Below are 26,832 nucleotides of genomic sequence, written 5' to 3'. Positions count from 1 at the left end.
CGAGGAGAGCGGCATGCGGTCGATCTGGCGTGGGGCGGTGTCGTTCGGCCTGGTCAGCATCGGCGTGAAGCTGTACTCCGCCACCGAGGACAAGGACATCCGCTTCAACCAGGTGCACGCCACCGACGGTGGGCGGATCAAGTACAAGCGGGTCTGCTCGATCGACGGCGAGGAGGTCGAGTACCGCGACATCGCCAAGGGCTACGAGCTGCCCGACGGGCAGCTGGTCATCCTGACCGACGAGGACTTCGACGAGCTGCCGCTGGCCACCCGGCGGGAGATCGAGGTCCTGCAGTTCGTCGACCAGGAGGAGATCGACCCCATCCACTTCGAGAAGACCTACTACCTGGAACCCGACGGCCCGGCGACGCGCCCCTACGTGCTGCTGCGCGACGCCCTCGAGAACGCCGGCCGGGTGGCCATCACGAAGATCGCGCTGCGCCAGCGGGAGTCGCTGGCGGCGCTGCGGGTCCGCGAGGGCGTGCTGGTGCTGCACACGATGCGCTGGCCCGACGAGATCCGCCGTCCCGACTTCGCCTTCCTGGACGAGGACGTCGCGCCCCGGCCGCAGGAGCTGCAGATGGCCGAGGCGCTCATCGGGTCGATGACCGGGGACTTCGACCCGACCGAGTTCACCGACGACTACCGCGTGGCGATGACCGCCCTGCTGGAGGCCAAGCAGACCGGCGGGGACGTGCAGCCCCTGCCCGAGACCGCCGACTCCGGTGCCGCGGTCGTCGACCTCATGAGCGCCCTGCGGCGCAGCGTCGAGGCGGCCCGCGGCGGCGCCGCCGAGGAGCCGCCGGCCACGCGGACGCCCGCCAAGAAGGCCACCGCGCCCCGGAAGGCGACCGCCTCCCGGCGGGGTGCGGCGTCCTCCTCCGGGGACGGCGAGGCCCCCGCGCGCCGCACCGCGCGGAAGGCCACCGCGGAGAAGCCCGCTGCCGAGAAGGCCACCGCGCGGAAGGCGACGGCGAAGAAGGCCACCGCGCGGAAGGCGACGGCGAAGAAGCCCACCGCCGGCACCGACGAGCAGCCGGCCAAGCGGGCCCGCCGCAGCGCCTGAGGTGCCCGCCCGAGCCCATCGCGGGAACCCGCTCACCGGGCACCGCGCGGAGCGCGACCCGGCGCGCACCGCCGGGCCGGTCCCCCCGGCGGCGCCGACGCCGATGCTGGCCACCGCCGGTGAGCTGCCGCCCGCCGCGGAGGACCCGCGCTGGGGTTACGAGTTCAAGTGGGACGGCGTGCGGGCCGTCGCCGTCGTCACCGGCGGGGAGCTGGCGCTGTGGGCGCGCAGCGGCACGGAGATCACCGTCCGCTACCCGGAGCTGGCCCGGCTCCCGGCGACCCTGACCGGCCGCGAGGCGGTGCTCGACGGGGAGGTCGTCGCGCTCGACCCCGCCGGCCGGCCGGACTTCGGCGTCCTGCAGGGGCGCATGCACCGCACCGGCCCCGAGGTCGCCCGGATGGCCGCGGCGGCGCCGGTCACCTACCTGGTGTTCGACCTGCTCGCCCTCGACGGGGACGACCTCGCCGACCTGCCCTACGCGGAACGGCGGGCACGGCTCGACGGGCTGGCCCCGACCGGGGAGCGCTGGGTGACCACGCCCTGGTTCCGCGGTGGCGGGGCCTCCGTGCTCGCGGCCAGCCGGGAGAACGGGCTGGAGGGGGTCGTCGCCAAACGGCTGGACTCGCCGTACCGGGCGGGCGTGCGCGGCCCCGACTGGCGGAAGGTCAAGAACCTCCGCACGCAGGCCGTGGTGGTCGGCGGCTGGCGACCGGGGCAGGGGCGCCGGGCCGGGGGAGTGGGGTCGCTGCTGGTCGGCGTCCACGACGACGCGGGGCGCTTCGTCTACGCCGGGCACGTGGGCACCGGCTTCACCGCGCAGGCGCTGCGCGACATCGGAGGCCTGGTCACGCCGCGGCGGACGTCGCCGTTCGCCGACGCCCTGCCGCGGGAGGTGACCCGGGACGCCCGCTGGGTGGAGCCGGAGCTGGTCGGGGAGGTGGCCTTCGCCGTCTGGACCGCCGACGGCCGGATGCGCCACCCGTCCTGGCGGGGGCTGCGGGACGACGTGGCCCCCGAGGACGTGGTCGAGGAGTGGTGAACCGGGTACCGGTGGTCACGTGAGCCGGCAGCTGGTGCGGGTGGAGGGGCGGCAGCTGCACGTCTCCAACCTGGAGAAGGTGCTCTTCCCCGAGGTCTCGTTCACCAAGGCGCAGGTCATCGACTACTACGTGCGCATCGCCCCCGTCCTGCTGCCGCACCTGTCGGGCCGCCCGGTGACGTTCACCCGCTGGCCGGACGGCGTCGAGGGGCAGGCCTTCTTCGAGAAGAACAGCGCCCGGCACGCGCCGGACTGGGTGCGCCGAGTGCGGGTCCCCAGCCCGGGCTCCTCCCGTGGTCGCGAGACCCTCGACATGGTGATCCTGGAGACGGTCGCCGACCTGGCCTGGGCGGCCAACCTCGCCGCGCTCGAGCTGCACGTACCGCAGTGGCAGGTGGGCAGCCGGCTGCAGCCCGCGCTGCCCGACCTGCTCGTCCTCGACCTCGACCCCGGGCCGGACGCCGGGCTCCGCGAGTGCTGCGAGGTCGCCGACCGGCTGCGCGCGCGCCTGCTGGACGACGGGCTCGACCCCGTGGTGAAGACCTCCGGGTCGAAGGGGATGCAGGTCTACGCGCCGATCCGGGTGACCGACCGGGAGCACCCGAGCCGGTACGCCAAGGCGCTCGCCCAGGAGCTCTCCGCGCAGACCCCCGACCGGGTGGTGTGGCGCATGGAGAAGGTGCTGCGCCCGGGGAAGGTGCTCGTCGACTGGAGCCAGAACAACCCGGCGAAGACGACGGTGGCCCCGTACTCCATGCGGGCCCGGCCCGACGCGACGGTCTCCACGCCGATCGGCTGGGACGAGGTGGAGGCGGTCCTCGACGGCGCCGACCCGGGGCAGCTGCGGTTCCGGACCGAGGAGGTGCTGGCGCGGGTCGAGGAGTACGGCGACCTGTTCGACGTCGCCGGGGCCCGGCGCGCCGTCCTGCCGCCGGCCTGACCGTCCGCGGCCTGCCGGGCGCGCAGCCCTGCCGTGAGCCCCGCCCGCCCCGGGCTGGGCGCCCCCGGACCCAGCCCCGGTTACCGGCCCACCGCCGCGCTGGCCCGGTTCCTGCACGCCCGCGACCGCCGCTGCCGCTTTCCCGGCTGCCGCCGCCCGGTGCCCCGCGGCGGCGAGCTCGATGACCGCATCCGCTGTCCCGACAGGCCCCACCGCCGCGGCCGACCTGGCCGGCTTCTGCACCGGCCACCACCGCGGCAAGCACCAGGCCCCCGGGGTGGACCCACACCCTCACCCCCGACGCCGCGCTCACCGTCACCACCCCCACCGGCCTGACCGCCACCACCGACCCACCCCCGTACCGAGAGCGGGCGCGAGAGGAGCGGGCGCGGGGAGACGCCCCGCGTGCCGCCCCGGGTCGTCTGCCATCCTCGCTTCCCGTGTCCGCTCCGTTCCCGCCGAGTCCCGGTCCCTCCGACGTGCGGCTGACCGACGTGGGACGACTCGTCGTCCGGTGTCCCGATCGGCCGGGCATCGTCGCCGTCCTGTCCCGGCTGCTCGCCGACGTCGGTGCGAACATCACCGACTCGCAGCAGCACTCCTCGGACCCGGTGGGCGGCACGTTCACGCTCCGGCTGGAGTTCGTCCTCGCCGACCTGGCCGCGCGCCGGCACCAGCTCGAGGGAGCGCTGGACCTGCTGGCCCGGCAGTGGCAGATGACCTGGCGGCTCACCGAGGCGGCGCACCGGCCCCGCCTGGCCGTGTTCGTCAGCCGGACCGACCACGTGCTCCAAGAGCTGCTGTACCGGGTCCGTGCCGGGGACCTGCGCGCGGAGATCGCCTGCGTCGTCTCCAACCACCCGGACCTCGAGCCGGTCGCCCGCGGTGCCGGCGTGCCGTTCCACCACGTCCCGGTCACGCCCGGCAGCAAGGCGGAGGCCGAGCAGCGGGCCCTGGAGCTCGTGGGGGACGTCGACCTGGTCGTGCTCGCCCGCTACATGCAGATCGTGTCGGCGGACTTCTGCGCGCGCTTCCCCGAGCGGCTGATCAACATCCACCACAGCTTCCTGCCGGCCTTCGTCGGCGCGAACCCCTACCAGGCGGCGCACGACCGCGGGGTCAAGCTCATCGGCGCGACCGCGCACTACGTCACCCCGGAGCTCGACGCCGGGCCGATCATCGAGCAGGAGGTCGCCCGCGTCGACCACCGCGCCACGGTCGAGGACATGCGCCGTATCGGCCGGTACGTCGAGCGCCAGGTGCTGGCCCAGGCGGTCACCTGGCACGTCGAGGACCGGGTCATCGTCGAGGGCGACCGGACGATCGTCTTCGCCTGACCGGCGTGCGGTCCCCGCGCGGGGCCGCAGCGGCGGGTGCTGCAGGGGCGGGTGGTGCGGCCCCGTGCGGCGGTCCTCGGGGCGCCGGCCCGGCGTCACCGGACGGGCACCGCCGACACCGGGGCGTGCGCCCAGCTCCGGCCGTCGAGGAGACCGAAGTCGTCTTCCAGGGTCCGTGCCGGGATCGGCGGGTAGGGCCGCAGGTGGACGCAGCGCGCACCACCGTCGACGAGGAGTTCCCGCATGACCGATGTCGCATCCCAGGGCCCTGCGGCCGGCGAGGCAGACCGTCCGGTCCTGACCAACCGCCAGGGCCACCCGGTCTACGACAACCAGAACCAGCGGACCGTCGGCGCCCGAGGCCCGGCCACCCTGGAGAACTACCAGTTCCTCGAGAAGATCAGCCACTTCGACCGGGAGCGCATCCCGGAGCGCGTGGTGCACGCCCGCGGTTTCGTGGCCTACGGCGAGTTCGAGGCCACCGGCCGGTGGGGTGACGAGCCGATCGAGCGCTACACCCGCGCCAAGCTGTTCGACACCCCCGGCAAGAAGACCGACGTCGCGATCCGGTTCTCCACCGTCATCGGTGGCCGCGACTCCTCGGAGGCGGCCCGCGACCCGCGCGGCTTCGCGGTGAAGTTCTACACCGAGGACGGCAACTGGGACCTCGTCGGGAACGACCTGGCGGTCTTCTTCATCCGCGACGCCATCAAGTTCCCGGACGTCATCCACTCCCTGAAGCCGGACCCCGTCACCTTCCGGCAGGAACCGGCGCGGATCTTCGACTTCATGTCGCAGACCCCCGAGGCCATGCACATGCTGGTCAACCTGTTCAGCCCGCGTGGCATCCCGTCGGACTACCGGCACATGCAGGGCTTCGGGGTGAACACCTACAAGTGGGTGGACGCCCGGGGCGGGACCAAGCTGGTCAAGTACCACTGGCTTCCGCAGCAGGGGGTCGCGAGCCTCACCGAGGCCGACGCCGCCGCCATCCAGGCGGGCGACCTGGGGCACGCCTCGAAGGACCTCTACGAGGCCATCGAGCGGGGCGACCACCCGAAGTGGGACCTCTACGTCCAGATGATGGACGACCACGAGCACCCCGAGCTGGACTTCGACCCGCTGGACGACACCAAGGTGTGGCCGGAGAACGAGTTCGAGCCGAAGCTGGTCGGCACGATGACGCTGAACCGCAACGTCAGCGACCACCACGACGAGAACGAGCAGAGCGCCTTCGGCACCGGCGTCCTGGTCGACGGGCTGGACTTCTCGGACGACAAGATGCTGATCGGCCGGACGTTCTCCTACTCCGACACCCAGCGCTACCGGGTGGGCCCGAACTACCTGCAGCTACCGGTCAACTCGGCCAAGAACGCCCGGGTCGCCACCAACCAGCGCGGTGGCTCGATGTCCTACGGCGTGGACCTCGGCGAGGGCCAGAACCCGCACGTGAACTACGAGCCCTCGATCACCGGCGGGCTCCGGGAGGCCGAGTACCCGAGCCACGACGAGCAGGGCCCGGAGATCGTCGGGCGGCTCACCCGCAAGCGCATCCCCCGGACCGACGACTACACCCAGGCCGGGCAGCGCTACCAGCTCATGGAGCAGTGGGAGAAGGACGACCTGGTGCAGAACCTGGTCGGCAACATCGGCGAGGCGGTCCGCGAGGTCCAGGAGCGCATGGTCTGGCACTTCTTCATGTGCGACGACGAGCTGGGCCGGCGGGTCGGCGACGGGCTCGGCATCACCGCGGACGACGTCCGCCACCTCGAGCCGCTGCAGACCCAGACCCTGTCCGAGGACGAGTCGCAGCGCGCGGCCAACCTCGGCAAGAACGGTCCGCGCGACGTCACCGGCCTGCGGATGACGCACTGCGTGCCGAACGAGCGGGTCGTCGTCGCGCAGGGTTGACCGGGCACGGCAGCGGCGGGCCGCGACCGGGATCCCGGCCGCGGCCCGCCGTCGTCCCGTCCGGCCGGCCCGGCGGCCGAGCTCAGTCGCCGCGGCGGTCCTGCTCGGCCAGGAAGCGCTCGAACTCCGCGCCGATCTCCTCTCCGCTGGGGACCTCGCCGAGGTCGCTGAGCAGGTCGCTGCCCTCGCGCGCGGCGGCGAACTGGTCGTACTGCTCCTCCAGCGCGGCCACCACGGACGTGTTCTCCGGGGAGCGGGCGATCTGCTCGTCGACCTCGGTGCGGTGGGCCTCGGCGGCCTCCCGCAGCGTCTCGGTCGGCAGCATCAGCCCGGTGAGCCGGCCCAGGTGCTCGAGCAGCGTCAGCGAGGCGGCGGGGAAGGTCGCCTGCGCCAGGTAGTGCGGGACGTGCGCCGCGACGCCGAGGGCGTCGACCCCGGCCTCGCCCAGGCGCAGCTCCAGGAGCGCCGCCACGCTGCCCGGGATGCGCACCTCCCCCCAGTAGACCGGGTAGGACTCGATGAGCGCGCGACGCGTGGCGTGCGCGGTGACGGTCACGGGACGGGTGTGGGGCACCGGCATCGGGATGGCCTGGAGCGCCACCACGCGGGTCACGCCCAGCCGCTGCACCGCCGCGGCCACCGCGGCGGCGAAGGCCTCCCAGGCGAAGTCGGGCTCCGCGCCGTGCAGCAGCAGGAAGGTCTCGCCGGCGTCGTCCTCCACCGCGTGGAGCAGGATCTCCGGGGCGGTGTAGGACTCGTAGTGGTCGCCGTTGAAGGTCATCCGCGGCCGGTGGGCGCGGTAGTCGACCAGGGTGTCGGCGTCGAAGCGGGCGATCACCCGCGACGGCAGCGAGGCCAGCAGGTGCGAACCGGCCAGCGCACTGGCGTGGGCGGCGTCGAACTCGCCGGCGAGGTCGTGGACGAGCACGAGCCCGCGCCGCTCACCGGGGGAGCCGACGGCCGCCTCCCGGGCCAGCAGCGGCCCGGCCTCGGGCAGGAACTCCACGAGGTCCTCCGGGTGGTGGCGCACGGGTCCTCCTCCGTCGTGTCCTGCACGGACAAGCTGCCGGGCGGGCGCGGCATTCCCGCGCCCGGGGTCACGACCGCTCCGGGTGGCCGCCGTCCTCCACCTGGTCGTGCACCACGCGGGCGTGCTCCTCGTCGCCGGTGACCCGCGGCCGGTCGCCCTCGTCGGTGACCTCGGGGGAGCGGCCGTCGAGCTCGTCCCGCACGTACCGGTAGACGACCGCGATGAGCGCCGCCACGGGCACGCCGAGGAAGGCGCCGATGATCCCGGCCAGGCTGGCCCCCGCGGTCACCGCGAGGATCACCACCGCGGGGTGCAGGTTGAACCCGCGCCCCTGGATGATCGGCTGCAGGACGTTGCCCTCGATCTGCTGCACGAGGATGACGATCCCGAGCACGATGAGCGCGGTCGTCCAGCCGTTGCTGACCAGCGCGATCAGCACGGCGAACCCGCCGGCGACGAAGGCACCGATGATCGGGATGAAGGCACCGAAGAACGTCAGCACCGCCAGCGGCAGCACCAGCGGGACGCCGAGGATCCACAGCCCCAGCCCGATGAAGAAGGCGTCGACGAAGCCGACCAGCGCCTGCTGCTTGATGAACTCCGACAGCGTCGACCAGGTCTTGTACGACAGCGCGGCCACGTGCGGGGCGGCCTTGGGGCCGGTCTGCGCCGACAGCCACGGCGTCCAGCGCGGGCCGTCCTTGATGAAGAAGAACGCCAGCACCAGGGCGAGCACCAGGTTGATGAGCCCGTTGCCGATCGCCGAGGCACCGGTGACCGCGGCACCGGCGATGCTCTGCGCGTTGGCCTGGACCGAGTTGATGGCCTGGTCGACGTACTGGCCGATCTCGTCCTGCCCGAGGTTGAAGGGCGGACCCTGCAGCCACTCCTGGACGTCCTCCAGCGCGGCGGTGGCCGCGTCGGCGAGCTCCTGGCCCTGGTCGATCACCGACGGGGCGATCCAGGCGACCAGCCCGCCGATGGCGGCCAGGAAGCCCAGCAGGACGACGACCGCCGCCAGCGCCGGCGGCCAGTGGTGCTTGCGCAGGAAGCGGGCCGGCGGCCAGAGGACCGTCGCGAACAGCAGGCCGAGCACGATCGGCAGCAGGATGACCCACAGCTGCCCGGCCACCCAGCCGAGCACGACGACCGCGGCCACGATGAGCAGGAGCTGGGCGCTGAACACCGCCAGCGTGCGGACGGCGGCGCGCAGCCGGGGCCCGCGGCCCTCCGCGGGGGCCGGCGTGCGGGCCGCGGCACGGCGCGGGTCGCGCGCCTCGTCCCGCAGCGCCGCCTCCGGCGCCGCCTCGTCCCCGGGGGGGCCGTCGTGGCGGTCGTCGGGGACGTCGGCCCGGGCCGAACGGCCGGAGCGGAGCCTCATGCGATCGATCACGACACGAGCATGTACCCGCGACCGGGGCCGGAAACGATCTCCTGGGCGCGTCGTGGCGTCGGGCCATAGCGTCGGGGCCATGCCGAAGACCGCCACCGCCGACCGGGTCGACCGGGCCGCCCTCGAGGACTTCCTGCGCCCCCGCCACCGGGCGCTGCTGGTCACCCGCCGCTCCGACGGCTCCCCGCAGCTGTCCCCGGTGACCTGCGGCCTGGACGAGCAGGGGCGGGTCGTCGTGTCGACCTACCCGTCGCGTGCCAAGGTGGTCAACGCCCGCCGCGACCCCGCGGTCTCCCTGTGCGTGCTCTCCGACGACTGGGACGGCCCGTGGGTGCAGGTCGACGGCCGGGCGGAGGTCCTGGACCTGCCCGAGGCCCTCGAGCCGCTGGTCGACTACTTCCGCGCCATCAGCGGCGAGCACCCCGACTGGGACGAGTACCGCGCGGCCATGACCCGGCAGGGCAAGTCGCTGCTGCGCGTGACCGTCGAGCGGTGGGGGCCGGTGGCCACCGGCGGCTTCCCGCCCGAGGTGGCCGCCCGCACGTGACCCGCGGACGGCGGCGCTCCGGCCCGGCTCCCCGGGCGTGGGCGCGCGGGGTGCCAGGCTCTCCCCGTGCCGTTCGTGGTCGTCGTGCTGGGCACCGTCGACGGGCCGGACCCCGCTGTCCCGCCCGTCCTCGACGGGTCCGAGGCGGTGGTCGACGTGGTCCTGCGGCTCGTCCGCCGCCCGGGGTCGACCGTGGGGGTCGGGGCGGGCCCCGCCGGCGCGGGACCGGGCGCGGCGGCGCCGGCCGCCCGGCGTGCGCTGGAGGCCGCCCGCAGGCGGCCGGCCCGGCTGGCGGTCCGCGGTGCCGAGCCGGCCGAGGCCGCCGACGCGCAGGCCGTCCTCACCGCCCTGGCGGGGCTGGTGCAGCGACGCAGCGCCCAGGCGTGGGAGGCGATCGAGCTGGTGCGCGCCGGCCGGACGCAGGCGAGGGCGGCCGCCGCCCTCGGCATCTCCCGCCAGGCGGTCGGCCAGCGGCTGCTGGTCGCCCAGTGGGAGGTCGAGCGCGACCTGCGGTGCACCGCCGCGCGGCTGCTCGACCGGGCGGCGGGCTGAGACCGGGCCCGGCCGGTCGCGCGCGGTGATCGCAGGGCGGCGAGAATGGGGGGTGATGTCCCCGCTCTCCGGAGGTGGCCGTGCCCGAGACCAGCACGGGTCTGCGCAACGCCGACCTGCTGACCGTCTACCTCAACGACCACCTGGCGGCCAGCGTCGGTGGCATCGAGCTGGTGGGCCGGATGATCGGCGTCCACCGGGGCAGCGCGTACGAGGCCCCGCTGGAGCAGCTGCGCCGTGAGCTGTACGAGGAGAACGAGGAGCTCGAGCGGGTCATCTCCGCCCTCGGGCTGCCGGTGCAGCACATCAAGAAGGTGCTGCTCTGGGCGGCTGAGAAGGTGAGCAGGGTCAAGCCCAACGGGCGCTGGGTGACCCGCTCGCCGCTGTCGGACCTGGTCGAGTTCGAGTTCCTCGCCTCGGCGGTGCGGGCCAAGCGCAGCGGCTTCGAGTCGCTGCGCGAGGTGGCCGCCGTCGACGACCGGATCGACGCCCGCGTCGTCGACGGCCTCATCGAGCAGGCCAACCGCCAGCACGCGTGGGTGACCGAGGTGCGGCGCGAGGTGGCCGCCCGCATCTTCGGCGGCGACCCCGACGCCCCGGACGCCGCGGCCGACCGCTGACGCGCGGCCCGCGGGGCGCGCCGGTAGAACCGGTCCCATGTGCCACGACCCCGGCAGCCGCCCACCGGCACCGCCCCGCTCCGGCCCGGTCGGCGAGCGCGGCCTGCTCACGCTGACCGCCGCCGACGGCACCGAGGTCGCCGCCGCCCTGGCCGCCCCTTACGGGGAGCCCGCGGTCGGCGTGGTCGTGCTCCCCGACGTCCGCGGCCTGCACCCCTACTACGTCGCCCTCGCCGAGCGGTTCGCCGAGGCCGGGCTGCCGGCCGTCGCGGTCGACTGGTTCGGCCGCACCGCGGGCGTGCCGGAGGCCGGGACCCGCGACCAGGGCTTCGACTGGCAGGAGCACGTGCCCCGGGTGACCGCCGAGGGCGTCGACGCCGACGTCACCGCTGCGGTCTCCTACCTGCGCGGGCGCACCCGGCCCGACCTGCCCGTCGTGGTCGTCGGGTTCTGCTTGGGCGGCAGCCACGCCTGGCGGCTCGCCGGCGGGGACGTCGACCTCGCCGCCTGCATCGGCCTCTACGGCCGGCCGGCCCTGGTCGGGGACGTCGTCGCCACCCGGCCCACGCTCCTGGTCGTGGCCGGCGCCGACGCCGCCACCCCGGTCGAGGAGCAGCTCGAGCTCGCCGGCCGGCTGCGGGCCGGCGGCGCCGAGGTGGAGGCCGCGGTGTACGACGGCGCCCCGCACTCCTTCTTCGACCGGGCCCACGGCGACTGGGCCGAGGCCTGCGCGGACGTGTGGCGCCGGGTGCTGGCCCTCGCCGACCGGGTGGCCGGTGCCGCCCGGGGCCCGGGCGCGTGACCGGGACGACCGCGCCGCCGGACCGCACGGGGCGCTGAACCGCTGCCCGCGGGGGGTGTCAGGCTGTCCGGGGACACGGGGCCCGGGGGAGGTCGGAGATGGTGGTGCAGCAGGGACGGCCGGGCGGGTCCGGGCAGCCGGCGCCGGCCGGTGGCGGGGAGCCCGGTGACGCCGCCCTCCCCGCCGCAGTCCCCGCTGCACCGGCCGCGGAGCCGCAGGCGGACGCCCCGGCGCCCGGTACCCGACCCCAGGCCCCCGAGGGCCCCCTCCCGCGCTGGCTGCTGCTCCTCGTCGGCGCGGCGACGGCCACGATCGCGATCGCCGGCGTCCGGTCGATCTCCTGGCTGGTCGGCCCGGTGCTGCTGGCCCTCGTCGTGGTGATCGCCCTCATGCCCGTGCAGCGCGCCCTCGAGCGGCTGGGCTGGCCGCGGTGGGCCAGCGCCACGGTCCTGCTCGTGCTGGTGTGGGCGGTGCTCCTGGCCTTCGTGGCGCTCCTCGTGGTGTCCATCGCGCAGTTCGCCGCGCTGCTGCCGGACTACGCCGGGCAGGCCGAGGTGCTGCTGGCCGAGGTGGTCACCGACCTCAACGACCGGGGGATCGTCTCCGGGCAGCTCTCCGACCTGGTCGCCGACTTCGACTACGGGCAGCTGGTCGGCGTCGCCACCGGGCTGCTCACCCGGGTCACCGACGCGGCGACCACGCTGGTGCTGCTGCTGTCGGCCCTGGTGTTCCTGGCCATCGAGTCCGGCGGCTGGGGACGGCGGCTGGCGGTGGTGGCATCGGAGCGCCCGCACCTGCCGATCGCCCTGGGGCTGTTCAGCCGGGGCACCCGCAGCTACCTGCTGGTGAGCACGGTCTTCGGCGCCATCGTCGCCGTGTTCGACGCGATCGCCCTGGCCGTCATCGGCATCCCGCTGCCCGTCGTGTGGGGGCTGCTGGCGTTCATCACCAACTACGTGCCCAACATCGGGTTCGTGCTCGGCCTGGTGCCGCCGGCCATCCTCGGGCTGCTCTCCGGCGGGTGGACCGAGTTCTGGGTCGTCGTCGCGGTCTACGCGCTGCTCAACTTCGTCGTCCAGACGCTCGTCCAGCCCCGGTTCGTGGGGGACTCCGTCGGGCTGTCCATGACGGTCACCTTCGTCGCGCTGCTGTTCTGGGGCTGGGTGCTCGGGGCGCTCGGGGCGCTGCTGGCCATCCCGCTGACCCTGCTCGTCAAGGCCCTGCTCGTCGACGTCGACCCCCGGGGCCACTGGCTCGACGCGCTGCTCCGGGAGGAGCCCCGGGCACCGCGGACCAGCCGGGCCCGGCAACGCGCCGACCGCCGCCGCGCGGCGCTGGCCTCGGTGCGCGCGCTGCACGTCCCGCGGCCGCACCGGCGCCACCCCGAGGACTGAACGCGCAGGTCAGCACGGAATGTCGGACCCCCGGAGGACGTTGTCACCACGTCGGGCAGGCGCCCGGCAGGATCCCCCGGAGGTGGAGATGAAGGGCGATCGCGTCGAGGTCGTGATCGACGCCGGCGGCAGCACCCGGACCTACGAGATCGAGGCCACCCGGGCCGGCCGCCGGGTGGACGTCACCCACGGCCGCGGGCTGGTGGAGGTCACCGAGACCACCCGCGGCGGCACGCCGGTCCGCTCGGCCCGGTTCATGGCCGGCCGGGTCCTGGCGCTGGTGGAGCACCCCGCGCCGCGGCCCGGAGCGGACGACGACACGGAGGTGACCCCGCTGCGGAGGTCGGCGTAGCCGCCGCGGCCCAGGAGCTGGTCGTCATGGCCGGGCTCCAGGGCAGCGGGAAGTCGACCTGGGTGCGCGAGCGGCTCGCCGCGACGCACGCGGTCGTGAGCAAGGACCACTGGCCCAACGCCCGGCGGCGGGAGGCCCGCCAGCAGCGGGTGGTCGCCGAGCTGCTCGCCGCCGGCCGCAGCGTGGTCGTCGACAACACGAACCCGACCCCGGCCGAGCGGGCGCCGCTCGTGGCGGCGGCCCGTGCCGCGGGCGCCGCCGTGCGGGCGGTGTGGTTGGCCACGCCGCCGGCGACCTGCGCCGCCCGCAACGACGCCCGCACCGGCCGCGCGCGGGTGCCGCCGGCGGGTCTGTGGGGCACCGCGCGGCGGTTCGTGCCGCCCTCGACCGCGGAGGGGTTCGACCGGGTCGACGTCGTCGCGCCGGGCCTCCCGGAGGCCGGCGAGGAGGGCCGGGCTACCGGCCGGTAGGTGCCCCGGGGGCCCGCCGTACCGTGTCGGGGACGCCGGACGGCGCAACCGACGAGAGAGGGACCCCATGACCGAGGCAACCAGCACCCGCGTGGCCATCGTCACCGGAGCCGCCCGCGGCATCGGCGCGGCGACCGCCGTGCGACTGGCCCAGGACGGCTTCGCCGTCGGCGTGCTCGACCTGGAGGAGTCGGCCGGCAAGGAGACCGTGTCGGCGATCGAGTCCGCCGGCGGGCGCGCCCTGGCCGTCGGTGCCGACGTCAGCGACGCCGAGCAGGTCGAGGCGGCGGTCGACCGCGTCGCCGCCGAGCTCGGCGCGCCGACCGTGCTGGTCAACAACGCGGGCGTCACCCGCGACAACATGCTGTTCAAGATGACCGAGGTCGACTGGGACGTGGTCATGAACGTGCACCTGCGGGGTGCCTTCCTCATGACCCGCGCGGTGCAGAAGCACATGATCGAGGCCAAGTGGGGCCGGATCGTCAACCTCTCCAGCGTCTCGGCCCTGGGCAACCGCGGCCAGGCGAACTACTCGACCGCCAAGGCCGGGCTGCAGGGCTTCACCAAGACCCTCGCCATCGAGCTGGGCAAGTTCGGCGTCACCGCCAACGCCATCGCCCCGGGCTTCATCCAGACCGAGATGACCAAGGCGACCGCCGAGCGGATGGGCATCCCGTTCGAGGACTTCATCAAGGGCGCCGCCGCGCAGATCCCGGTGCAGCGGGTGGGCCAGCCCGAGGACATCGCCCACCTGGTCTCGTTCCTGGTGAGCGAGGGCGCCGGGTTCGTCTCCGGCCAGGTCGTCTACGCCGCGGGCGGCCCGCGCGCCTGAGGACGGACCGGTCCGCGGGGCCCGGCCGGGAGCACCCGGCCGGGCCCCCCGTGCGTCCGCGGCCCGTCAACGGGGTCCGGGCTCACCGTTGCCGGTCCTGGCTCACCACCGGTGGTGAGCCAGGACCGGCAACGACCAGGTCACCTGATCATCGAGGCGGGGCCCGGCGGGGCGAGGCGGGGTCAGAGGGAGGCGAGGAAGGCCGCGACGCCGTCGTCCTCGTTGGTGCCGGTGACGTCGGTGGCCGCGGCCAGCAGGTCGGGGTGGGCGTGCGCCATGGCCACCGCCCGCCCGCCGCCCTCCCGCACCCAGTCGAAGGCGGCGATGTCGTTGGGCATGTCCCCGAAGACGACGACGTCCTCCGGGCCCACGCCGTGCTGCGCGGCGACCTTGGCCAGTCCGGTGGCCTTGGTGACCCCGCGGGCGGAGATCTCGGCCAGGGCGTCCGTCGAGGAGTTGGTCACCGTCGCCCGGTCGCCGACCACGGCCTCGACCAGGGCCACGAACTCGTCGCGCCCCAGCGACTCGTGGCGGGCCAGCAGCTTTGCCACCGGCGCGGCCACCATCTCCTCCAGCGTCGCCACCGCCACCCCGGGGGCGTCGACGTCCCAGCGCGGCTGGTAGACCGGCTCGTGCCGGAACTCCAGGCCGTACTCGACGGCGAACCAGGTGTCCGGCTGCCGGCGGCGGAGCTCGGCGGTGACCTCCCGGAGGACGTCGGGCCCGAGGGGGTCCTCGTCGAGGACCTCGAACCCCGCCAGGTCCAGCAGGACGGCGCCGTTGCAGCACACCGCGGTGCCGTGCCCCAGCACCTCCCGGATGCGGGTCATCCACCGCGGCGGGCGGCCGGTGGCCAGGACGACCGGCACCCCCTCGGCGCGCCAGCGCTCGAGCTCGGCGACGGTGACCTCGCTGACCGTGTCGTCCCAGCGCAGGAGCGTGCCGTCCATGTCGCTGGCGATGAGCCGTGGCCTCCAGTCAGACACCGGGCCGCCTCCCGTCGAGCAGCAGGGCCTCCAGGTAGCGGGCCACGCCGTCGGCGTCGTGGCCGCCGGTGACCTCCGGTGTGGCGGCCCGGACGGCGGGGTGCGCGTTGGCCACCGCGACCGAGCGGCCGCCGGCGTCCCGGACCGCCTCGATCATCGGCAGGTCGTTGGGCATGTCCCCGAACACCAGCACGTCGCCGAAGCCGACCCCGTAGCGCTCCAGGGCGATGGCCAGGCCGGAGGCCTTGGTGACGCCGACCGGGAGGACCTCGATGAACCCGAGGCCGGCGTGGGTCAGCTCGGCGTCGGCCGGGTCGACGACCTCCCGGGCGCGGGTGAGCAGCTCGTCCTGGCCGATCGAGGGCGAGCGCAGGAAGACCTTGAGCACGGCGCCCTGCGGCAGCACCTGGTGCCGGGGCAGCAGGTGGGCCGGCTCGGGGTAGGGCCAGTTGAAACCGTGCTGGACCCGCAGCGCGGTGTGCACCTCGGCCTGCTCGGCGGCGTCCTCCACGGCGACCACCAGCTCCCCGGCGACCGCCTCGATGCGCGCGATCACCGCCATGGCCTCGTCCCGGGGCAGCCCGACGGTGCGCAGCACCTCGTCGCGCTCGAGGTCCACGACGAACCCGCCCTGGGCGAGGACGGCGATGCCCCGCCCGTCGAGCGCGGCCCGCACGCTGTCGAGCAGCCGAGGCCCGCGACCGGTCACGCCGACCACCGGGACGCCGGCGTCCCAGCAGGCGTCCAGGGCCGCCCGGGTGCGCGGGCTGACCAGGCCGTCGGAGCCGAGCAGGGTGCCGTCGAGGTCGCTGGCCACCAGCTTCGGCCGCCAGCTCCCCAGGTCGCCGAGCTCCACCACCCGGTCGGCGTCCGGGGAGGGGACGTGCCCGGACAGGACGGCCCGGGGCGCGGTGTCGCTCATGCCGCCGGGGGCACGGGAGCGGCCAGCGCCATGCCGGGGCTCAGCACCTCGGCGCCGCCGAGCCAGGGGCGCAGCGCCGCGGGGACGTGCACCGAGCCGTCCGCCCGCTGGTGCACCTCGAGCAGGCAGGCGATGGTGCGGGCGATGGCGCAGAGGGTGCCGTTGAGGGTGGCGGCGGTCTGGTTGCGCCCGTCGGCGTCCTTGTAGCGGATGTTCAGCCGCCGGGCCTGGAAGGTGGTGCAGTCCGAGGTGCTGGTCAGCTCGCGGTAGGCGCCCTGCGACGGGAACCAGGCCTCGATGTCGTACTTGCGCGCCGCGCTGGTGCCCAGGTCACCGGCGGCGATGTCGACCACCCGGTAGGGCAGCTCGAGGGCCTGGAGGAACTCCTCCTCCCAGGCCAGCAGCCGCAGGTGCTCGGCGGCGGCCTCCTCGGGGCGGCAGAAGCTGAACATCTCGACCTTGTCGAACCAGTGCACCCGGATGATGCCGCGGGTGTCCTTGCCGTAGGAGCCGGCCTCGCGGCGGAAGCAGGACGACCAGCCGGCGTAGCGGCGCGGCCCGGCGGACAGGTCGAGCACCTCGCCGGCGTGCATCCCGGCCAGCGCCACCTCCGAGGTCCCCACCAGGTACAGGTCGTCCCGCTCGATCCGGTAGACCTCCTCGTCGTGCTCGCCCAGGAAGCCGGTGCCCTCCATGGCCTCGGGCTTGACCAGGGCCGGCGCGACGACGGGGGTGAAGCCGGCCGCGACCGCGCGGGTGATCGCCAGCTGGGCCAGCGCGAACTCCAGCAGCGCGCCGGGCCCGGTGAGGAAGTAGAACCGGGCGCCGGAGACCTTGGCCCCGCGCTCGGTGTCGATGGCCCCGAGCGCCTCGCCGATCTGCAGGTGGTCGCGGACCTCGAAGTCGTACCCCGGCACCTCGCCCACGGTGCGCAGGGTGACCGCGTCGTCCTCCCCGCCGGGCGGGACGCCGTCGTGGACGAGGTTGGGCAGCCGCAGGTGCGCCGCGCGCAGGGCCGCGTCGGCGGCGCGCAGGGCCTCCTCGGCCTCCTTGACCTCGGCGGCCAGCGCACGGGCCCGCTCGAGCACCGCGGGCCGCTCCTCCGGGCCGGCCTTCTTCACCGCCTGGGACGCCGCCTTCTGCTGCGCGCGCAGCTCGTCGGCGTGCCGGACGGCGTCGCGGCGCGCGGCGTCGGCGGCGAGCAGCTCGTCGACCCGGGCCTCGTCGGCCCCGCGGGCACGCTGGCTGGCCATCACGAGGTCGGGGTGCTCACGCACGAGCCGCAGGTCGATCACCCCCCGATCGTAGGTGGGCGACGCCCGGTCACCGCCCCGGCCGCCCCGACCCCCTCCCGGGGCGGGAGCCGGCGGTCCGGCCCGCGCCGCGGGCCGGGATCGCGGGACCCGGCCGGGGGCGCGCATCCGCGGGGCCGGGGGCGGGGGAAGGGTGGGCAGGACGCCGACAGGAGGCCGCCGTGACGCCGACCGGTTCCCGAGGACGCTGGCTGCTCCTCGCCACCGCGGTGGCGCAGGCGGCCGCCCCGCCGTTCGCCGGCTTCGACCAGGGCTCGGGCGCCGACCCGGTGGTGGTCCCGCCCGGCCCGTTCTTCGCGATCTGGGGGCCCGTCGTGCTGGGCTGCCTGGCGGCGGCCGTGTGGGGGCTGCCGCTGCGCCGGGCCACCGCCGACCCCTGGCGCCGGGTGCACGTGCCGCTCTCCCTGGCGCAGGCCGGCTTCGTGCTGTGGCTGGTGGCGGCCGCGTGGGCGCCGGTGCTCACCCTGCCGGTCTTCGCCGGCATGCTCGCGCTCCTGGTCGTCGCCCTCCGCGCGGTCATGACCGCGCCGGCCGACCGCGTCACCCGGGTGCTGCTCGGCGGCAGCCTCGGTCTCTACGCCGGCTGGGCCAGCGCCGCGGTGTGGGTGAACGCCGCGACCCTGCTGCCGGAGCGGGCCGTCTCGGTCCCGCTGCTGGCCGCCCTTTTGGCCGGGGCCGCGGGGACCGCGGCCGCGCTGTCCCGCCTGCTGCGCGGGCAGGTCGCCTTCGTGGCAGCCGCGTCGTGGGCCCTCGTCGGCGCGCTGGTCTCCTCCGCGGCGGCCGGGGCGGCGGCGCCGGCCCTGGTGGCCGCCGGCGGGCTGGCCGTCGTGGTCGGCAGCGCGGTGCTCCCGGCCCGCCGTCCGCGGGCCTGAGGGCCGGCGCGTCTCATCCCCGCGGGACGACGCGGGCACGGGAGGGCGCGGGGACGCTGTCGGGACGACGAGAGGAGTCGCCGTGAGCCAGCAGCAGCCCGTGGGCCGGCAGCCGGGCACGGGGGACCGGAGCGCCGGTCCCCGGATCAGCGGGGGGGTGGTCGCCGGGTCGGTCGGCGCCGCGGCACTGCTGGCCTTCGTGCTTCAGAACCGCGAGGACGTGACGACGACGTGGCTGTTCTGGAGCTTCACCTGGCCGCTGTGGCTGTACACCGTCGTCGTGGCGGTGCTCGGCTCCCTGGTCTGGATCGGCGCAGGGGTGCTGCGCCGGCGTCGCCGCCGCGTCGCGCGCCGCGACGCCCGTGCCGGCTGATCCACCCCGGCGGCGACGACCGCCCCGGATCCGCCTGCCTCCCGGGGTCCTGCGGGACAATGGCGCCATGCGCTTCCTCGGCGGCACCCGCCCGGCGACCGACCTGACCTACGCCGACGTCTTCATGGTGCCCAACCACTCCACGGTGGGCTCCCGGCTGGAGGTCGACCTGACCACGCCGGACCGGGTGGGCACGACCATCCCGGTCGTCGTGGCCAACATGACCGCGATCTCCGGACGTCGGATGGCCGAGACCATCGCCCGCCGGGGCGGCCTCGCCGTCCTCCCGCAGGACATCCCGGTGGACGTCGTCGGGGAGGTCGTCTCCTGGGTGCACGCGCGGCACCCGGTCTACGACACCCCGATCACCCTCTCCCCCACCTCCACCGTGGCCGAGGCGCTGGCGCTGCTCACCAAGCGTGCGCACGGGATCGTGGTCGTCGTCGACGACGGCGTCCCCGTCGGCGTGGTCACCGACGGCCAGTGCCAGGACGTCGACCGGTTCACCCAGCTGCGCGAGGTCATGACCCCCGACCCGCTGACCGTGCCCGCGGGGACCGACCTGCCGAAGATCTTCGACGTGCTCTCCGGCGAGCGGATCAGCGCGGCGCCGGTGGTCGAGGGCGACCGGCTGGTCGGCGTCATCACCCGCAAGGGCGCGCTGCGCTCGGCGCTCTACACCCCGGCGGTCAACGCGGCCGGGCAGCTGCTCACCAGCGCCGCGGTCGGCATCAACGGCGACGTGGCCGGCAAGGCCGGCGCGCTGCTGGCCGCCGGCGTCGACGTGCTCGTGGTCGACACCGCGCACGGGCACCAGGAGAAGGCGGTCGAGGCGGTGCGCGCGGCCCGGTCGGTGGCCGGCTCCGCACCGGTCGTGGCGGGCAACGTGGTCACCGCCGAGGGCACCCGCGACCTGATCGAGGCCGGGGCGGACGTCGTCAAGGTCGGCGTCGGGCCGGGCGCCATGTGCACCACCCGGATGATGACCGGCGTCGGCCGGCCGCAGTTCTCGGCGGTCGAGGAGTGCGCCGCCGCCGCGCGGGCGCTCGGCAAGCACGTGTGGGCCGACGGCGGGGTGCGGCACCCGCGCGACATCGCCCTCGCGCTGGCCGCCGGTGCGGCGAACGTCATGGTCGGCTCCTGGTTCGCCGGCACCTACGAGTCGGCCGGCGACATCCACGACGACGGCTCCGGCCGGCTGTACAAGGAGTCGTTCGGCATGGCCTCGGCGCGCGCGGTCAAGGCGCGGACGGCGGCGCAGAGCGGCTTCGACCGGGCGCGCGCCGGGCTGTTCGAGGAGGGCATCTCCTCCTCCCGCATGTACCTGGACCCGGCCCGGCCGGGGGTGGAGGACCTCGTCGACCAGGTCGTCGCCGGGGTGCGCTCCTCGTTCACCTACGCCGGGGCCCGCTCGGTCGACGAGTTCCACGAGCGCGCGGTGGTCGGGGTGCAGAGCGCGGCCGGGTACGAGGAGGGCCGGCCGCAGCCCACGTCCTGGTGACGCCTGCCGACGCGGTCCCGGTGGGCCGACGCCGGTGAGGCCGCTGCCGCGGGAGGTCTTCGAGGACCTCGTCGCCGACGCGCTCGACGAGGTCCCGCCCGAGCTCATGGCGCTGCTGGACAACGTCGTCGTCCTGGTCGAGGACCGCAACGACGAGGACCCCGAGCTGCTCGGCCTCTACGAGGGGTACGCGCTGACCGAGCGCGGCTGGCAGTACGGCGGCGCGCTGCCCGACCGGATCATGGTCTACCGCGACCCGATCTGCGCGATGTGCTCGACCGCGGAGGAGGTGCGCGAGGAGGTGACGATCACCGTCGTCCACGAGATCGCGCACCACTTCGGGATCGACGACGAGCGGCTGCACGAGCTCGGCTGGGGCTGACGCCGCTCGCGTACCGTGCTGCACCGTGGCTGAGGTCAGGGGCTCGGGGCTGCCCATCAAGATGCTGCACGACCGCATCCTGGTGTCGCTGCGCCGGGAGGACGGCGAGCGGCGCAGCAGCGGCGGCATCCTCATCCCGGCGACCGCGCAGGTGGCCAAGCGGCTGGTGTGGGGCGAGGCCCGCGGGGTCGGCTCCAGCGTCCGGCAGGTGAAGGTCGGCGACCAGGTGCTGTTCTCCCCGGAGGACCAGCACGAGGTCGAGGTGCACGGCGAGGAGCTGGTGATCCTGCGGGAGCGGGACGTGCACGCGGTCGCAGCCGAGCGGATCGAGGAGAGCACCGGCCTCTACCTCTGACGCGTGCCGCCCGCACGGGAGCGGGTGCGCGGGAGCGGGCGAGGCAGAGGAAGCTCTTCCCGCGTCAGGGCGCCCGATGCGCGGGCATAGCTTCCTATCCTGCGGCCGGCGGCGGGGTCGGCGGCCGGCGGCGGGGTCGGCGGACGGCGGCTGACGGCCGGTGCGCGGACGGCGGGTCAGCCGGCGGGCGGCTCGGCCGGTGCGCGCCGGGCGTGCCGCGCGATCACCCCGGTCATCTCCTCGAGGAAGCGCCGGACGGCGGCCAGTTCCGCGTCGTCGTAGCCGGCCAGCGCCGCCACGAGGTCGCGCTGCAGCCCCCCGAAGAACTCCGCGCCGGCGTCCATGGCGGTGTCGGAGATCTCCAGGGCGACCCGGCGCCGGTCCTCCGGGTCGCGCACCCGGCGCACGTGCCCGACCCGCTCCAGCCGGTCGACCAGCGCCGTCACCGACGCCGAGCTCAGCTCGACCGCCGACCCCAGCGCGCCGGCGGTCAGCGCCTGCCCCTGGCGGGCGGCGTCCATGATCGCCACCAGCGCCCGCACGTCGGTGCGGCCGAGGCCGTGCAGCTCGGCGAAGCGCGCCCCGACCGCGTCCAGCTCCACGTTCAGCCGCCGGAGCAGCAGCGGGATCTCCGCCCGCGGATCGTCCACCGCCCCGCACCTCCTCCGTGGTTGCGCGTCCGACGTCCCACACCCTACTGTCTCGACCGTCGAGATGATCGCCTATCGAGGGAACATTCCCATGTCCCGGCTGCGCTGGCTGCTCCCCGCCCTCGTCCTGCTCGTCTGGCTCGGCGCGGCCGCGCCCCTGGGGTCGCTCAGCGGCCGGTTGACCGGCGTCCAGGAGAACGACACCGCCGCCTTCCTGCCCGACAGCGCGGAGTCGACCCGCGTGGCGGAGCTCCAGCAGGAGTTCTCCCCCACCCAGGCGATCCCCGCCCTCCTGCTCTGGGAGGGGAACGAGCCGCTGGACCCCGCGACGCTGGAGCAGATCGGCACCCGGGCCCAGGAGGCCGCGGCGGTCGCCGAGGAGGCCGGCGCGCTGGCCGGCCAGGTCTCCCCGCCGATCCCCTCCGCGGACGGCGAGGCGGTGCAGGTGGTCCTGCCGCTGACCCCGGAGCTCGGTGACGAGATCGTCCCCGTGGTCGAGGACCTGCGCGCCACCATCCCCGTCGAGGGCACCGACACCTACGTCACCGGGCCCGGCGGCATCTTCGCCGACTTCGCCAACGGCTTCGCCGGCATCGACGGCCTGCTGCTGCTCGCCGCGTTCGGTGTCGTCCTGCTCATCCTGCTGGTGGTCTACCGCAGCCCGATCCTGCCGTTCCTGGTCATCGGCACCGCGGGCCTGGCGCTGACCGCGGCCAACGCGGTCGCCTACCTGCTGGCCGACGCCGACGTCATCACCGTCAACGGCCAGAGCCAGGGCATCGCCGCGATCCTGGTCGTGGGGGCGGCCACCGACTACGGGTTGCTGCTGGTGGCCCGGTTCCGGGAGGAGCTGCACCAGGAGCGGTCGAGGTTCGCGGCCATGCGCACGGCGCTGCGCCGCTCGTGGGAGCCGATCGCCGCCTCGGGGGCGACCGTCGTGCTCGGCGTGCTGTGCCTGCTCTTCTCCGACCTGGCCTCCAACCGCGGGCTGGGGCCGATCTCGGCGGTGAGCGTCACCTTCTCGGTGATCGCCGCCCTGACCTTCCTGCCCGCCGCCCTGGTCCTGCTCGGCCGGGCCGCGTTCTGGCCGTTCCGGCCCCGCTACGGCGACCGCGGCCGGGAGGGACGCCTGTGGCGGCGGGTCGCGGACCTCGTCGGGCGCCGGCCGCGGCGGGTGCTGGCGATCAGCACGCTGGCCCTGCTCGCCGCGGCCCTGTTCGCCCCGACCTTCGACGCGGACGGCATCACCTTCAGCGACGCCATCCGGGGCGAGTCCGACGGCGTGGCCGGGCAGGAGGCGCTGGCGCGGCACTTCGACGCCGGCGTGGCCAGCCCCACCGTCGTCATCACCCCGGAGGACGACTGGCCCGCCGTCGCGGACGCGGCCGCCTCGGTCGACGGCGTCGCCGAGGTCACCCCGTTCACCGGGGTGCAGGGGCCGGCGCAGCCGGGCGCGGGACCGGTGGTCGTGGACGGGCTGGTCCGGCTCGACGTCACCCTGGACGTCGCCCCCGACAGCACCGAGGCGATCACCGTCGTCCAGGAGCTGCGCACGGCGCTGGACGGCGCCGACCCCGAGGCCCTCGTCGGCGGGGACACCGCCAGCAACCTCGACGCCCGGGAGACCGCCGCCCGCGACCTGCGGGTGATCGTGCCCAGCGTCCTGGTCGTGATCACCGTCGTCCTCGCGCTGCTGCTGCGCGCGCTGGTGGCCCCGCTGCTGCTGATCAGCACCGTCGTCCTCAGCGTCGGCGCGACCGTGGGCGTCGCGGCGCTGCTGTTCGAGAACGTGTTCGGCTTCCCCGGCAGCGACCCCGGCATCCTGCTGATCGGCTTCGTGTTCCTCGTGGCCCTGGGGATCGACTACAACATCTTCCTCATGACCCGGGCCCGGGAGGAGTCGGTGCGGCACGGCACGAGGGACGGCGTCCTGCGGGCGCTGGCCGTCACCGGTGGCGTCATCACCTCCGCGGGCCTGGTGCTCGCCGCCACCTTCGGCGCGCTGTCGGTGCTGCCGCTGCTGTTCCTGGTGCAGCTGGCCTTCCTCGTCGGCTTCGGCGTGCTGCTCGACACCTTCGTCGTCCGCTCGCTGGTGGTCCCGTCGGCGGTGCACCTGCTCGGCGACCGGACCTGGTGGCCGAGCCGGCTGTCCCGCCGCCGCCCCGAGCCCGAGCGGGAGCGGGAGCTCACCCCGGCCTGAGCGTCCCCCTGCTCCCGCCCCAGCCGTCTCCGCTGCCAGCGCCCCGCTCCCCCCGGCCGTGATCTCGGAGTCGTGGCCCCACGACACGCGGTGGGCGGCGTGTCCCGGGGCAGGATGTCCATGATCACCGCGGGGGGAGAGGCGGGAGGGCCGCGGCAGGACGGGGCGGGCGGGAGGCGGCCTCAGGCGCGGCCGGAGCGGAGCGCGGCGAGCCAGGCCGCGGCCTCGCCGAAGGCGGCGTCGCTGGCCACCTCCTCCACCGGCCGGTTGACCCGGTCGTCGGCGCGGGGGTAGGAGCCGAGGAACCGGACGTCCTCGCACACCCGGTGCAGGGCCGCCAGCGCCTCCCCCACCCGGGCGTCGGCGACGTGCCCCTCGCAGTCCAGGGAGAAGGAGTAGACCCACAGCCGCTCGCGCGTGGGCCGGGACTCGATGCGGGTCAGGCTGATGCCGCGCACGGCGAACTCGTGCAGGACGTCGAGCAGCGCGCCGGTGCGGTCGGCGACGACGGCGACGAGGGAGGTCTTGTCGTTGCCGGTCGGCTCCGGCAGCGGCCCGGGCGGCGCGACGAGCACGAAGCGGGTCACCGCCCCGGGGTGGTCGGCGACGTCCTCGGCGAGGGCGGCCAGGCCGTAGCGGGCGGCGGCGATCGGGGCGCAGACCGCCGCGTCGACCGCCCCCTCGGCCACCTGCCGCGCCGCTGCCGCGGTCGAGGTCGCCGGCAGGGGGACGACGCCGGGGAGCAGCTCGCCCAGGCTGCGCGCCGTCTGCGCGAGGGCGTGCGGGTGGCTGGCCACGCTCCCGACGTCGGCGAGCCGGGTGCCCGCGCGGGCGGCGAGCACGAACGACACCCGCAGGACCACCTCGCGGGTGATCCACAGCGGCGCGCCGTCGGCCAGGCCGTCCATCGTGGCGGGCACCGAGCCCTCGATCGAGTTCTCCAGCGGCACGAGGGCGGCGTCGGCCGCGCCCCCGCGCACGGCGGCCAGCGCGGCCGGCACATCGGCGGCCGGCGTCCGGACCCCCTCGGACGGCGGGACGAGGGTGCCGAGCGCCGCCTCGGCGAAGGTACCCTCGGGGCCGAGGTAGGCGAACCGCGTCGGGGGCCGCGCAGACGGCATCGCAGGCACCCGACGAGGGTAGTGCGGTCGGGTGGGGCGCAGGTCCCACCCGGGGGGAACCGCGGCGCACCCGGCAGTCCCGGCCGCACCGGGTGGTCCACCGTCGTGGGAGGGATGCGTGACCCCCGGCTCCGAGCCACTCACCGAGAGTGATCTGGAGGTCGCGCTGCGGCGCCTGCTCCGGGCCGGGGAGCACGGGGACCCGGCCGCCTTCCTCGCCGAGCACGACCGCGTCGCCACCGCGCTCGCCGCGCGCACCGACGAGGCCTGGAGCGCCTGGCGGCACGTCCTGGACGCCCGCCGCGGCCTCCTGCTCGCCGACCCCGAGGCCACCGCTGCCGCGCTCACCGCGGCGCACGAGGCGCTCGACCTCTGCCTGCCGACCGGACGCACCGCGCTGACCCTGGCGTACCTGGCCCACGTCGAGGCGACCGCCGACCGCCTGGACGCCGCCATGCTCCTGGCGATCGACGCCAGCCTGCTGACCGAGCACCAGCCGGGCGAGCCGACGCGGGACCTGCACGAGGCGCACCGCTGGCTGGCGCTGACCCTGGCCGCCCTCGACCTCGAGGAGCTGGCCGTCACCCAGGCGCTCACCGGGTCCCGGGTGGCGCAGGCGCTGCCGGACGAGGAGGACCGGTGGCGCTTGCTGCAGCTGTGCGCCCAGCAGCAGGCCGAGCTCTCCCAGACGCTGCACCGGCGCGGCGAGACCGACCGCTCCCGGGACCTCGCCACCGCCGCGGTCGCCTGCGCCGAGGGCGCCCGGGCGCTGGAGGTGGAGCCGGACCCGGCCGACGGCGACCTGCTCGACGTCGTCCAGGCGTGGGCGATCGCCGGCCGGGGCGACGTGGCCGAGGCCCTCGGCCCGATGCGGCGGGCCCACCGCCGCATCGGCGGGGACGGCGGGGTCTGGCTGCGCGGGTACGCCGACCTGGCGCTCGCCCGCGTGCTGACCCGGCTGGACCAGGCGGAGGCCGGGGGCGGGCACGCCGCCGAGGCCACCGACCTGCTGGTCGACGCCGCCGGGGCCTTCGCGGCCAGCGGCGACCGCCGCCGCTACCGCCAGTGCCTGCTCGAGCTCGGCCAGGGCACCGCGGCCCTGGGCCGGCCGGCCGAGGCGCTGCACTGGCTGGAGGCCTACCGCGCCGACAGCGGCCGCGCGCACGCCCGCGGCCGCGAGCTGTGGGCGGAGATGTTCGTCCGGCGCAGCCGGCTGCGGGAGGCCGAGCGGCAGACGGCGGTCCTGCGCCGGCACGCGCTCGAGGACCCGCTCACCGGCCTGGGCAACCGGCGCAGCGCCGAACGCCGGCTGCGCGGCCTGCGCCTGGGCGAGGAGCCGCTGTCCCTCGCCGTCGTCGACATCGACCGCTTCAAGGCGGTCAACGACGACACCTCGCACAGCCACGGCGACGCGGTGCTGCGCCGGGTGGCCGACCTGCTGCGGGAGCACAGCCGCACCGAGGACGAGGTCTACCGCTGGGCCGGGGACGAGTTCCTCGTCGTCCTGCCCACGGCGACCGAGAGCCAGGCCCTGGTGGCCGTGGAGCGGCTGCGCGCCGCGGTGGCCGACGCCGACTGGGGGCACCTGCAGCTGCCCGAGCCGGTGACGGTCAGCATCGGCGTGGCCACCGCGCCGGCGTCCGACGGCCGGCCGGCCGGCTGGCGCTCGCTGTTCGACGCGGCCGACCTGCACCTGTTCTCCGCCAAGCGCGGCGGCCGCAACCGGGTGCGCGCCCCCGGTGGGCGCACCGACCCGGAGGGGGCGGCGTGAGCGCGTCGTGGGACGCCAGTGACGGGACGGGCGGGCGAGCCCCCGCGGGTCGGCGTGGCCCCCGGTCGGTGCTCGACAGCGTCGGTACCGGCGTGCAC

Annotated in this window: 28 protein-coding genes; 20 read left to right on the top strand and 8 right to left on the bottom strand. The window is 75.5% G+C overall.

All coding sequences use genetic code 11. The features are described 5' to 3' along the window. Positions 1–13: 13 nt before the first annotated feature. From ku to purU, 4 genes are all read left to right on the top strand, one after another. Positions 14–1,066: a non-homologous end joining protein Ku gene (ku, locus tag ACI8AC_RS09345; RefSeq protein WP_456897397.1), complete on the top strand. Its 1,053-nt coding sequence runs from the start codon at positions 14–16 to the stop codon at positions 1,064–1,066. Position 1,067: 1 nt separating this feature from the next. Next, positions 1,068–2,108 (top strand): non-homologous end-joining DNA ligase, encoded by a 1,041-nt coding sequence (gene ligD, locus ACI8AC_RS09340; RefSeq protein WP_456897395.1) that lies wholly within the window; start codon positions 1,068–1,070, stop codon positions 2,106–2,108. 19 nt (positions 2,109–2,127) lie between these two features. Further along, positions 2,128–3,048, top strand: coding sequence for a non-homologous end-joining DNA ligase (gene ligD / locus ACI8AC_RS09335; RefSeq protein ID WP_456897393.1), 921 nt, complete (start codon positions 2,128–2,130; stop codon positions 3,046–3,048). Between the two features lie 440 nt (positions 3,049–3,488). Then, a complete protein-coding gene (gene purU, locus ACI8AC_RS09330) occupies positions 3,489–4,385 on the top strand; it encodes a formyltetrahydrofolate deformylase (RefSeq protein WP_456897391.1) in 897 nt (298 codons plus the stop codon). 95 nt (positions 4,386–4,480) lie between these two features. Here the strand turns inward: purU and ACI8AC_RS09325 are convergent, their stop codons facing one another. Then, positions 4,481–4,630, bottom strand: coding sequence for a hypothetical protein (locus ACI8AC_RS09325; RefSeq protein WP_456897389.1), 150 nt, complete (start codon positions 4,628–4,630; stop codon positions 4,481–4,483). On the opposite strand from ACI8AC_RS09325, the gene ACI8AC_RS09320 reads away from it, so the two are divergent. Continuing rightward, positions 4,629–6,296, top strand: coding sequence for a catalase (locus tag ACI8AC_RS09320; protein ID WP_456897387.1), 1,668 nt, complete (start codon positions 4,629–4,631; stop codon positions 6,294–6,296). The two genes, ACI8AC_RS09325 and ACI8AC_RS09320, sit on opposite strands and share 2 nt — an antisense overlap. 82 nt (positions 6,297–6,378) lie before the next feature. Here the strand turns inward: ACI8AC_RS09320 and ACI8AC_RS09315 are convergent, their stop codons facing one another. Next, positions 6,379–7,326 (bottom strand): proteasome assembly chaperone family protein, encoded by a 948-nt coding sequence (locus ACI8AC_RS09315; protein ID WP_456897386.1) that lies wholly within the window; start codon positions 7,324–7,326, stop codon positions 6,379–6,381. 67 nt (positions 7,327–7,393) lie between these two features. After that, positions 7,394–8,707 (bottom strand): AI-2E family transporter, encoded by a 1,314-nt coding sequence (locus ACI8AC_RS09310; RefSeq protein ID WP_456897384.1) that lies wholly within the window; start codon positions 8,705–8,707, stop codon positions 7,394–7,396. A 91-nt stretch (positions 8,708–8,798) separates the two neighbouring features. On the opposite strand from ACI8AC_RS09310, the gene ACI8AC_RS09305 reads away from it, so the two are divergent. The 8 genes from ACI8AC_RS09305 to fabG all read left to right on the top strand — a co-directional run bounded on the left by ACI8AC_RS09305 (position 8,799) and on the right by fabG (position 14,288). After that, positions 8,799–9,266: a PPOX class F420-dependent oxidoreductase gene (locus tag ACI8AC_RS09305; protein ID WP_456897382.1), complete on the top strand. Its 468-nt coding sequence runs from the start codon at positions 8,799–8,801 to the stop codon at positions 9,264–9,266. Between the two features lie 66 nt (positions 9,267–9,332). Continuing rightward, complete coding sequence (locus tag ACI8AC_RS09300; protein ID WP_456897380.1) at positions 9,333–9,818, top strand: hypothetical protein; 486 nt, start codon at positions 9,333–9,335, stop codon at positions 9,816–9,818. A gap of 80 nt (positions 9,819–9,898) precedes the next feature. Next, on the top strand, positions 9,899–10,438 hold the full coding sequence (locus ACI8AC_RS09295) for a hypothetical protein (protein WP_456897378.1): 540 nt from the start codon (positions 9,899–9,901) through the stop codon (positions 10,436–10,438). Positions 10,439–10,475: 37 nt separating this feature from the next. Beyond that, positions 10,476–11,240, top strand: a complete 765-nt coding sequence (locus ACI8AC_RS09290) for a dienelactone hydrolase family protein (protein WP_456897376.1) — start codon at positions 10,476–10,478, stop codon at positions 11,238–11,240. Between the two features lie 98 nt (positions 11,241–11,338). Then, entirely contained in the window at positions 11,339–12,634 is a 1,296-nt protein-coding gene (locus ACI8AC_RS09285; protein ID WP_456897374.1) for an AI-2E family transporter, read from the top strand. An 88-nt stretch (positions 12,635–12,722) separates the two neighbouring features. Beyond that, a complete protein-coding gene (locus tag ACI8AC_RS09280; RefSeq protein ID WP_117379486.1) occupies positions 12,723–12,986 on the top strand; it encodes a hypothetical protein in 264 nt (87 codons plus the stop codon). A gap of 26 nt (positions 12,987–13,012) precedes the next feature. Further along, the gene (locus ACI8AC_RS09275; protein ID WP_456897372.1) at positions 13,013–13,456 is read left to right on the top strand and encodes an AAA family ATPase; all 444 of its coding nucleotides are present in this window, start codon (positions 13,013–13,015) and stop codon (positions 13,454–13,456) included. Positions 13,457–13,523: 67 nt separating this feature from the next. Next, complete coding sequence (gene fabG / locus ACI8AC_RS09270; RefSeq protein ID WP_456897370.1) at positions 13,524–14,288, top strand: 3-oxoacyl-ACP reductase FabG; 765 nt, start codon at positions 13,524–13,526, stop codon at positions 14,286–14,288. Between the two features lie 182 nt (positions 14,289–14,470). On the opposite strand, the gene ACI8AC_RS09265 is transcribed toward fabG, so the two are convergent. The 3 genes from ACI8AC_RS09265 to serS are packed head-to-tail and all read right to left on the bottom strand — an operon-like array spanning position 14,471 to position 17,491. After that, positions 14,471–15,274, bottom strand: coding sequence for an HAD family hydrolase (locus tag ACI8AC_RS09265; RefSeq protein WP_456897368.1), 804 nt, complete (start codon positions 15,272–15,274; stop codon positions 14,471–14,473). Beyond that, positions 15,267–16,196 (bottom strand): HAD family hydrolase, encoded by a 930-nt coding sequence (locus tag ACI8AC_RS09260; protein WP_456897366.1) that lies wholly within the window; start codon positions 16,194–16,196, stop codon positions 15,267–15,269. Before ACI8AC_RS09260 ends, ACI8AC_RS09265 begins: the two co-directional genes overlap by 8 nt. Further along, positions 16,193–17,491, bottom strand: a complete 1,299-nt coding sequence (serS, locus tag ACI8AC_RS09255) for a serine--tRNA ligase (RefSeq protein WP_456897364.1) — start codon at positions 17,489–17,491, stop codon at positions 16,193–16,195. The genes ACI8AC_RS09260 and serS overlap by 4 nt, the downstream gene beginning before the upstream one ends. 179 nt (positions 17,492–17,670) lie before the next feature. Between serS and ACI8AC_RS09250 the strand changes: the two genes are divergently transcribed. From ACI8AC_RS09250 to ACI8AC_RS09230, 5 genes are all read left to right on the top strand, one after another. Beyond that, positions 17,671–18,381 (top strand): hypothetical protein, encoded by a 711-nt coding sequence (locus ACI8AC_RS09250; protein ID WP_456897362.1) that lies wholly within the window; start codon positions 17,671–17,673, stop codon positions 18,379–18,381. Between the two features lie 82 nt (positions 18,382–18,463). Next, positions 18,464–18,754, top strand: coding sequence for a hypothetical protein (locus ACI8AC_RS09245; RefSeq protein ID WP_456897360.1), 291 nt, complete (start codon positions 18,464–18,466; stop codon positions 18,752–18,754). 67 nt (positions 18,755–18,821) lie between these two features. Beyond that, on the top strand, positions 18,822–20,255 hold the full coding sequence (locus ACI8AC_RS09240; protein WP_456897358.1) for a GuaB1 family IMP dehydrogenase-related protein: 1,434 nt from the start codon (positions 18,822–18,824) through the stop codon (positions 20,253–20,255). 34 nt (positions 20,256–20,289) lie between these two features. Beyond that, positions 20,290–20,637: a metallopeptidase family protein gene (locus ACI8AC_RS09235; RefSeq protein WP_456897356.1), complete on the top strand. Its 348-nt coding sequence runs from the start codon at positions 20,290–20,292 to the stop codon at positions 20,635–20,637. A 25-nt stretch (positions 20,638–20,662) separates the two neighbouring features. Beyond that, complete coding sequence (locus ACI8AC_RS09230; protein WP_456897355.1) at positions 20,663–20,992, top strand: GroES family chaperonin; 330 nt, start codon at positions 20,663–20,665, stop codon at positions 20,990–20,992. A gap of 176 nt (positions 20,993–21,168) precedes the next feature. Here the strand turns inward: ACI8AC_RS09230 and ACI8AC_RS09225 are convergent, their stop codons facing one another. After that, positions 21,169–21,642, bottom strand: coding sequence for a MarR family winged helix-turn-helix transcriptional regulator (locus ACI8AC_RS09225; RefSeq protein WP_456897353.1), 474 nt, complete (start codon positions 21,640–21,642; stop codon positions 21,169–21,171). A 64-nt stretch (positions 21,643–21,706) separates the two neighbouring features. Between ACI8AC_RS09225 and ACI8AC_RS09220 the strand changes: the two genes are divergently transcribed. Then, positions 21,707–23,842 carry an MMPL family transporter gene (locus ACI8AC_RS09220; protein WP_456897351.1) on the top strand — a complete coding sequence of 712 codons (2,136 nt, stop codon included), beginning with the start codon at positions 21,707–21,709 and terminating at the stop codon, positions 23,840–23,842. Between the two features lie 182 nt (positions 23,843–24,024). Here the strand turns inward: ACI8AC_RS09220 and pheA are convergent, their stop codons facing one another. Further along, the gene (gene pheA, locus ACI8AC_RS09215) at positions 24,025–24,963 is read right to left on the bottom strand and encodes a prephenate dehydratase (RefSeq protein WP_456897572.1); all 939 of its coding nucleotides are present in this window, start codon (positions 24,961–24,963) and stop codon (positions 24,025–24,027) included. A gap of 118 nt (positions 24,964–25,081) precedes the next feature. Between pheA and ACI8AC_RS09210 the strand changes: the two genes are divergently transcribed. Then, positions 25,082–26,734, top strand: coding sequence for a diguanylate cyclase (locus tag ACI8AC_RS09210; protein ID WP_456897349.1), 1,653 nt, complete (start codon positions 25,082–25,084; stop codon positions 26,732–26,734). The last annotated feature ends 98 nt before the right edge of the window (positions 26,735–26,832 follow it).

It is taken from the genome of Geodermatophilus sp. SYSU D00758 (assembly GCF_054049955.1).
This window is presented reverse-complemented; position numbering and strand designations above follow the sequence as displayed.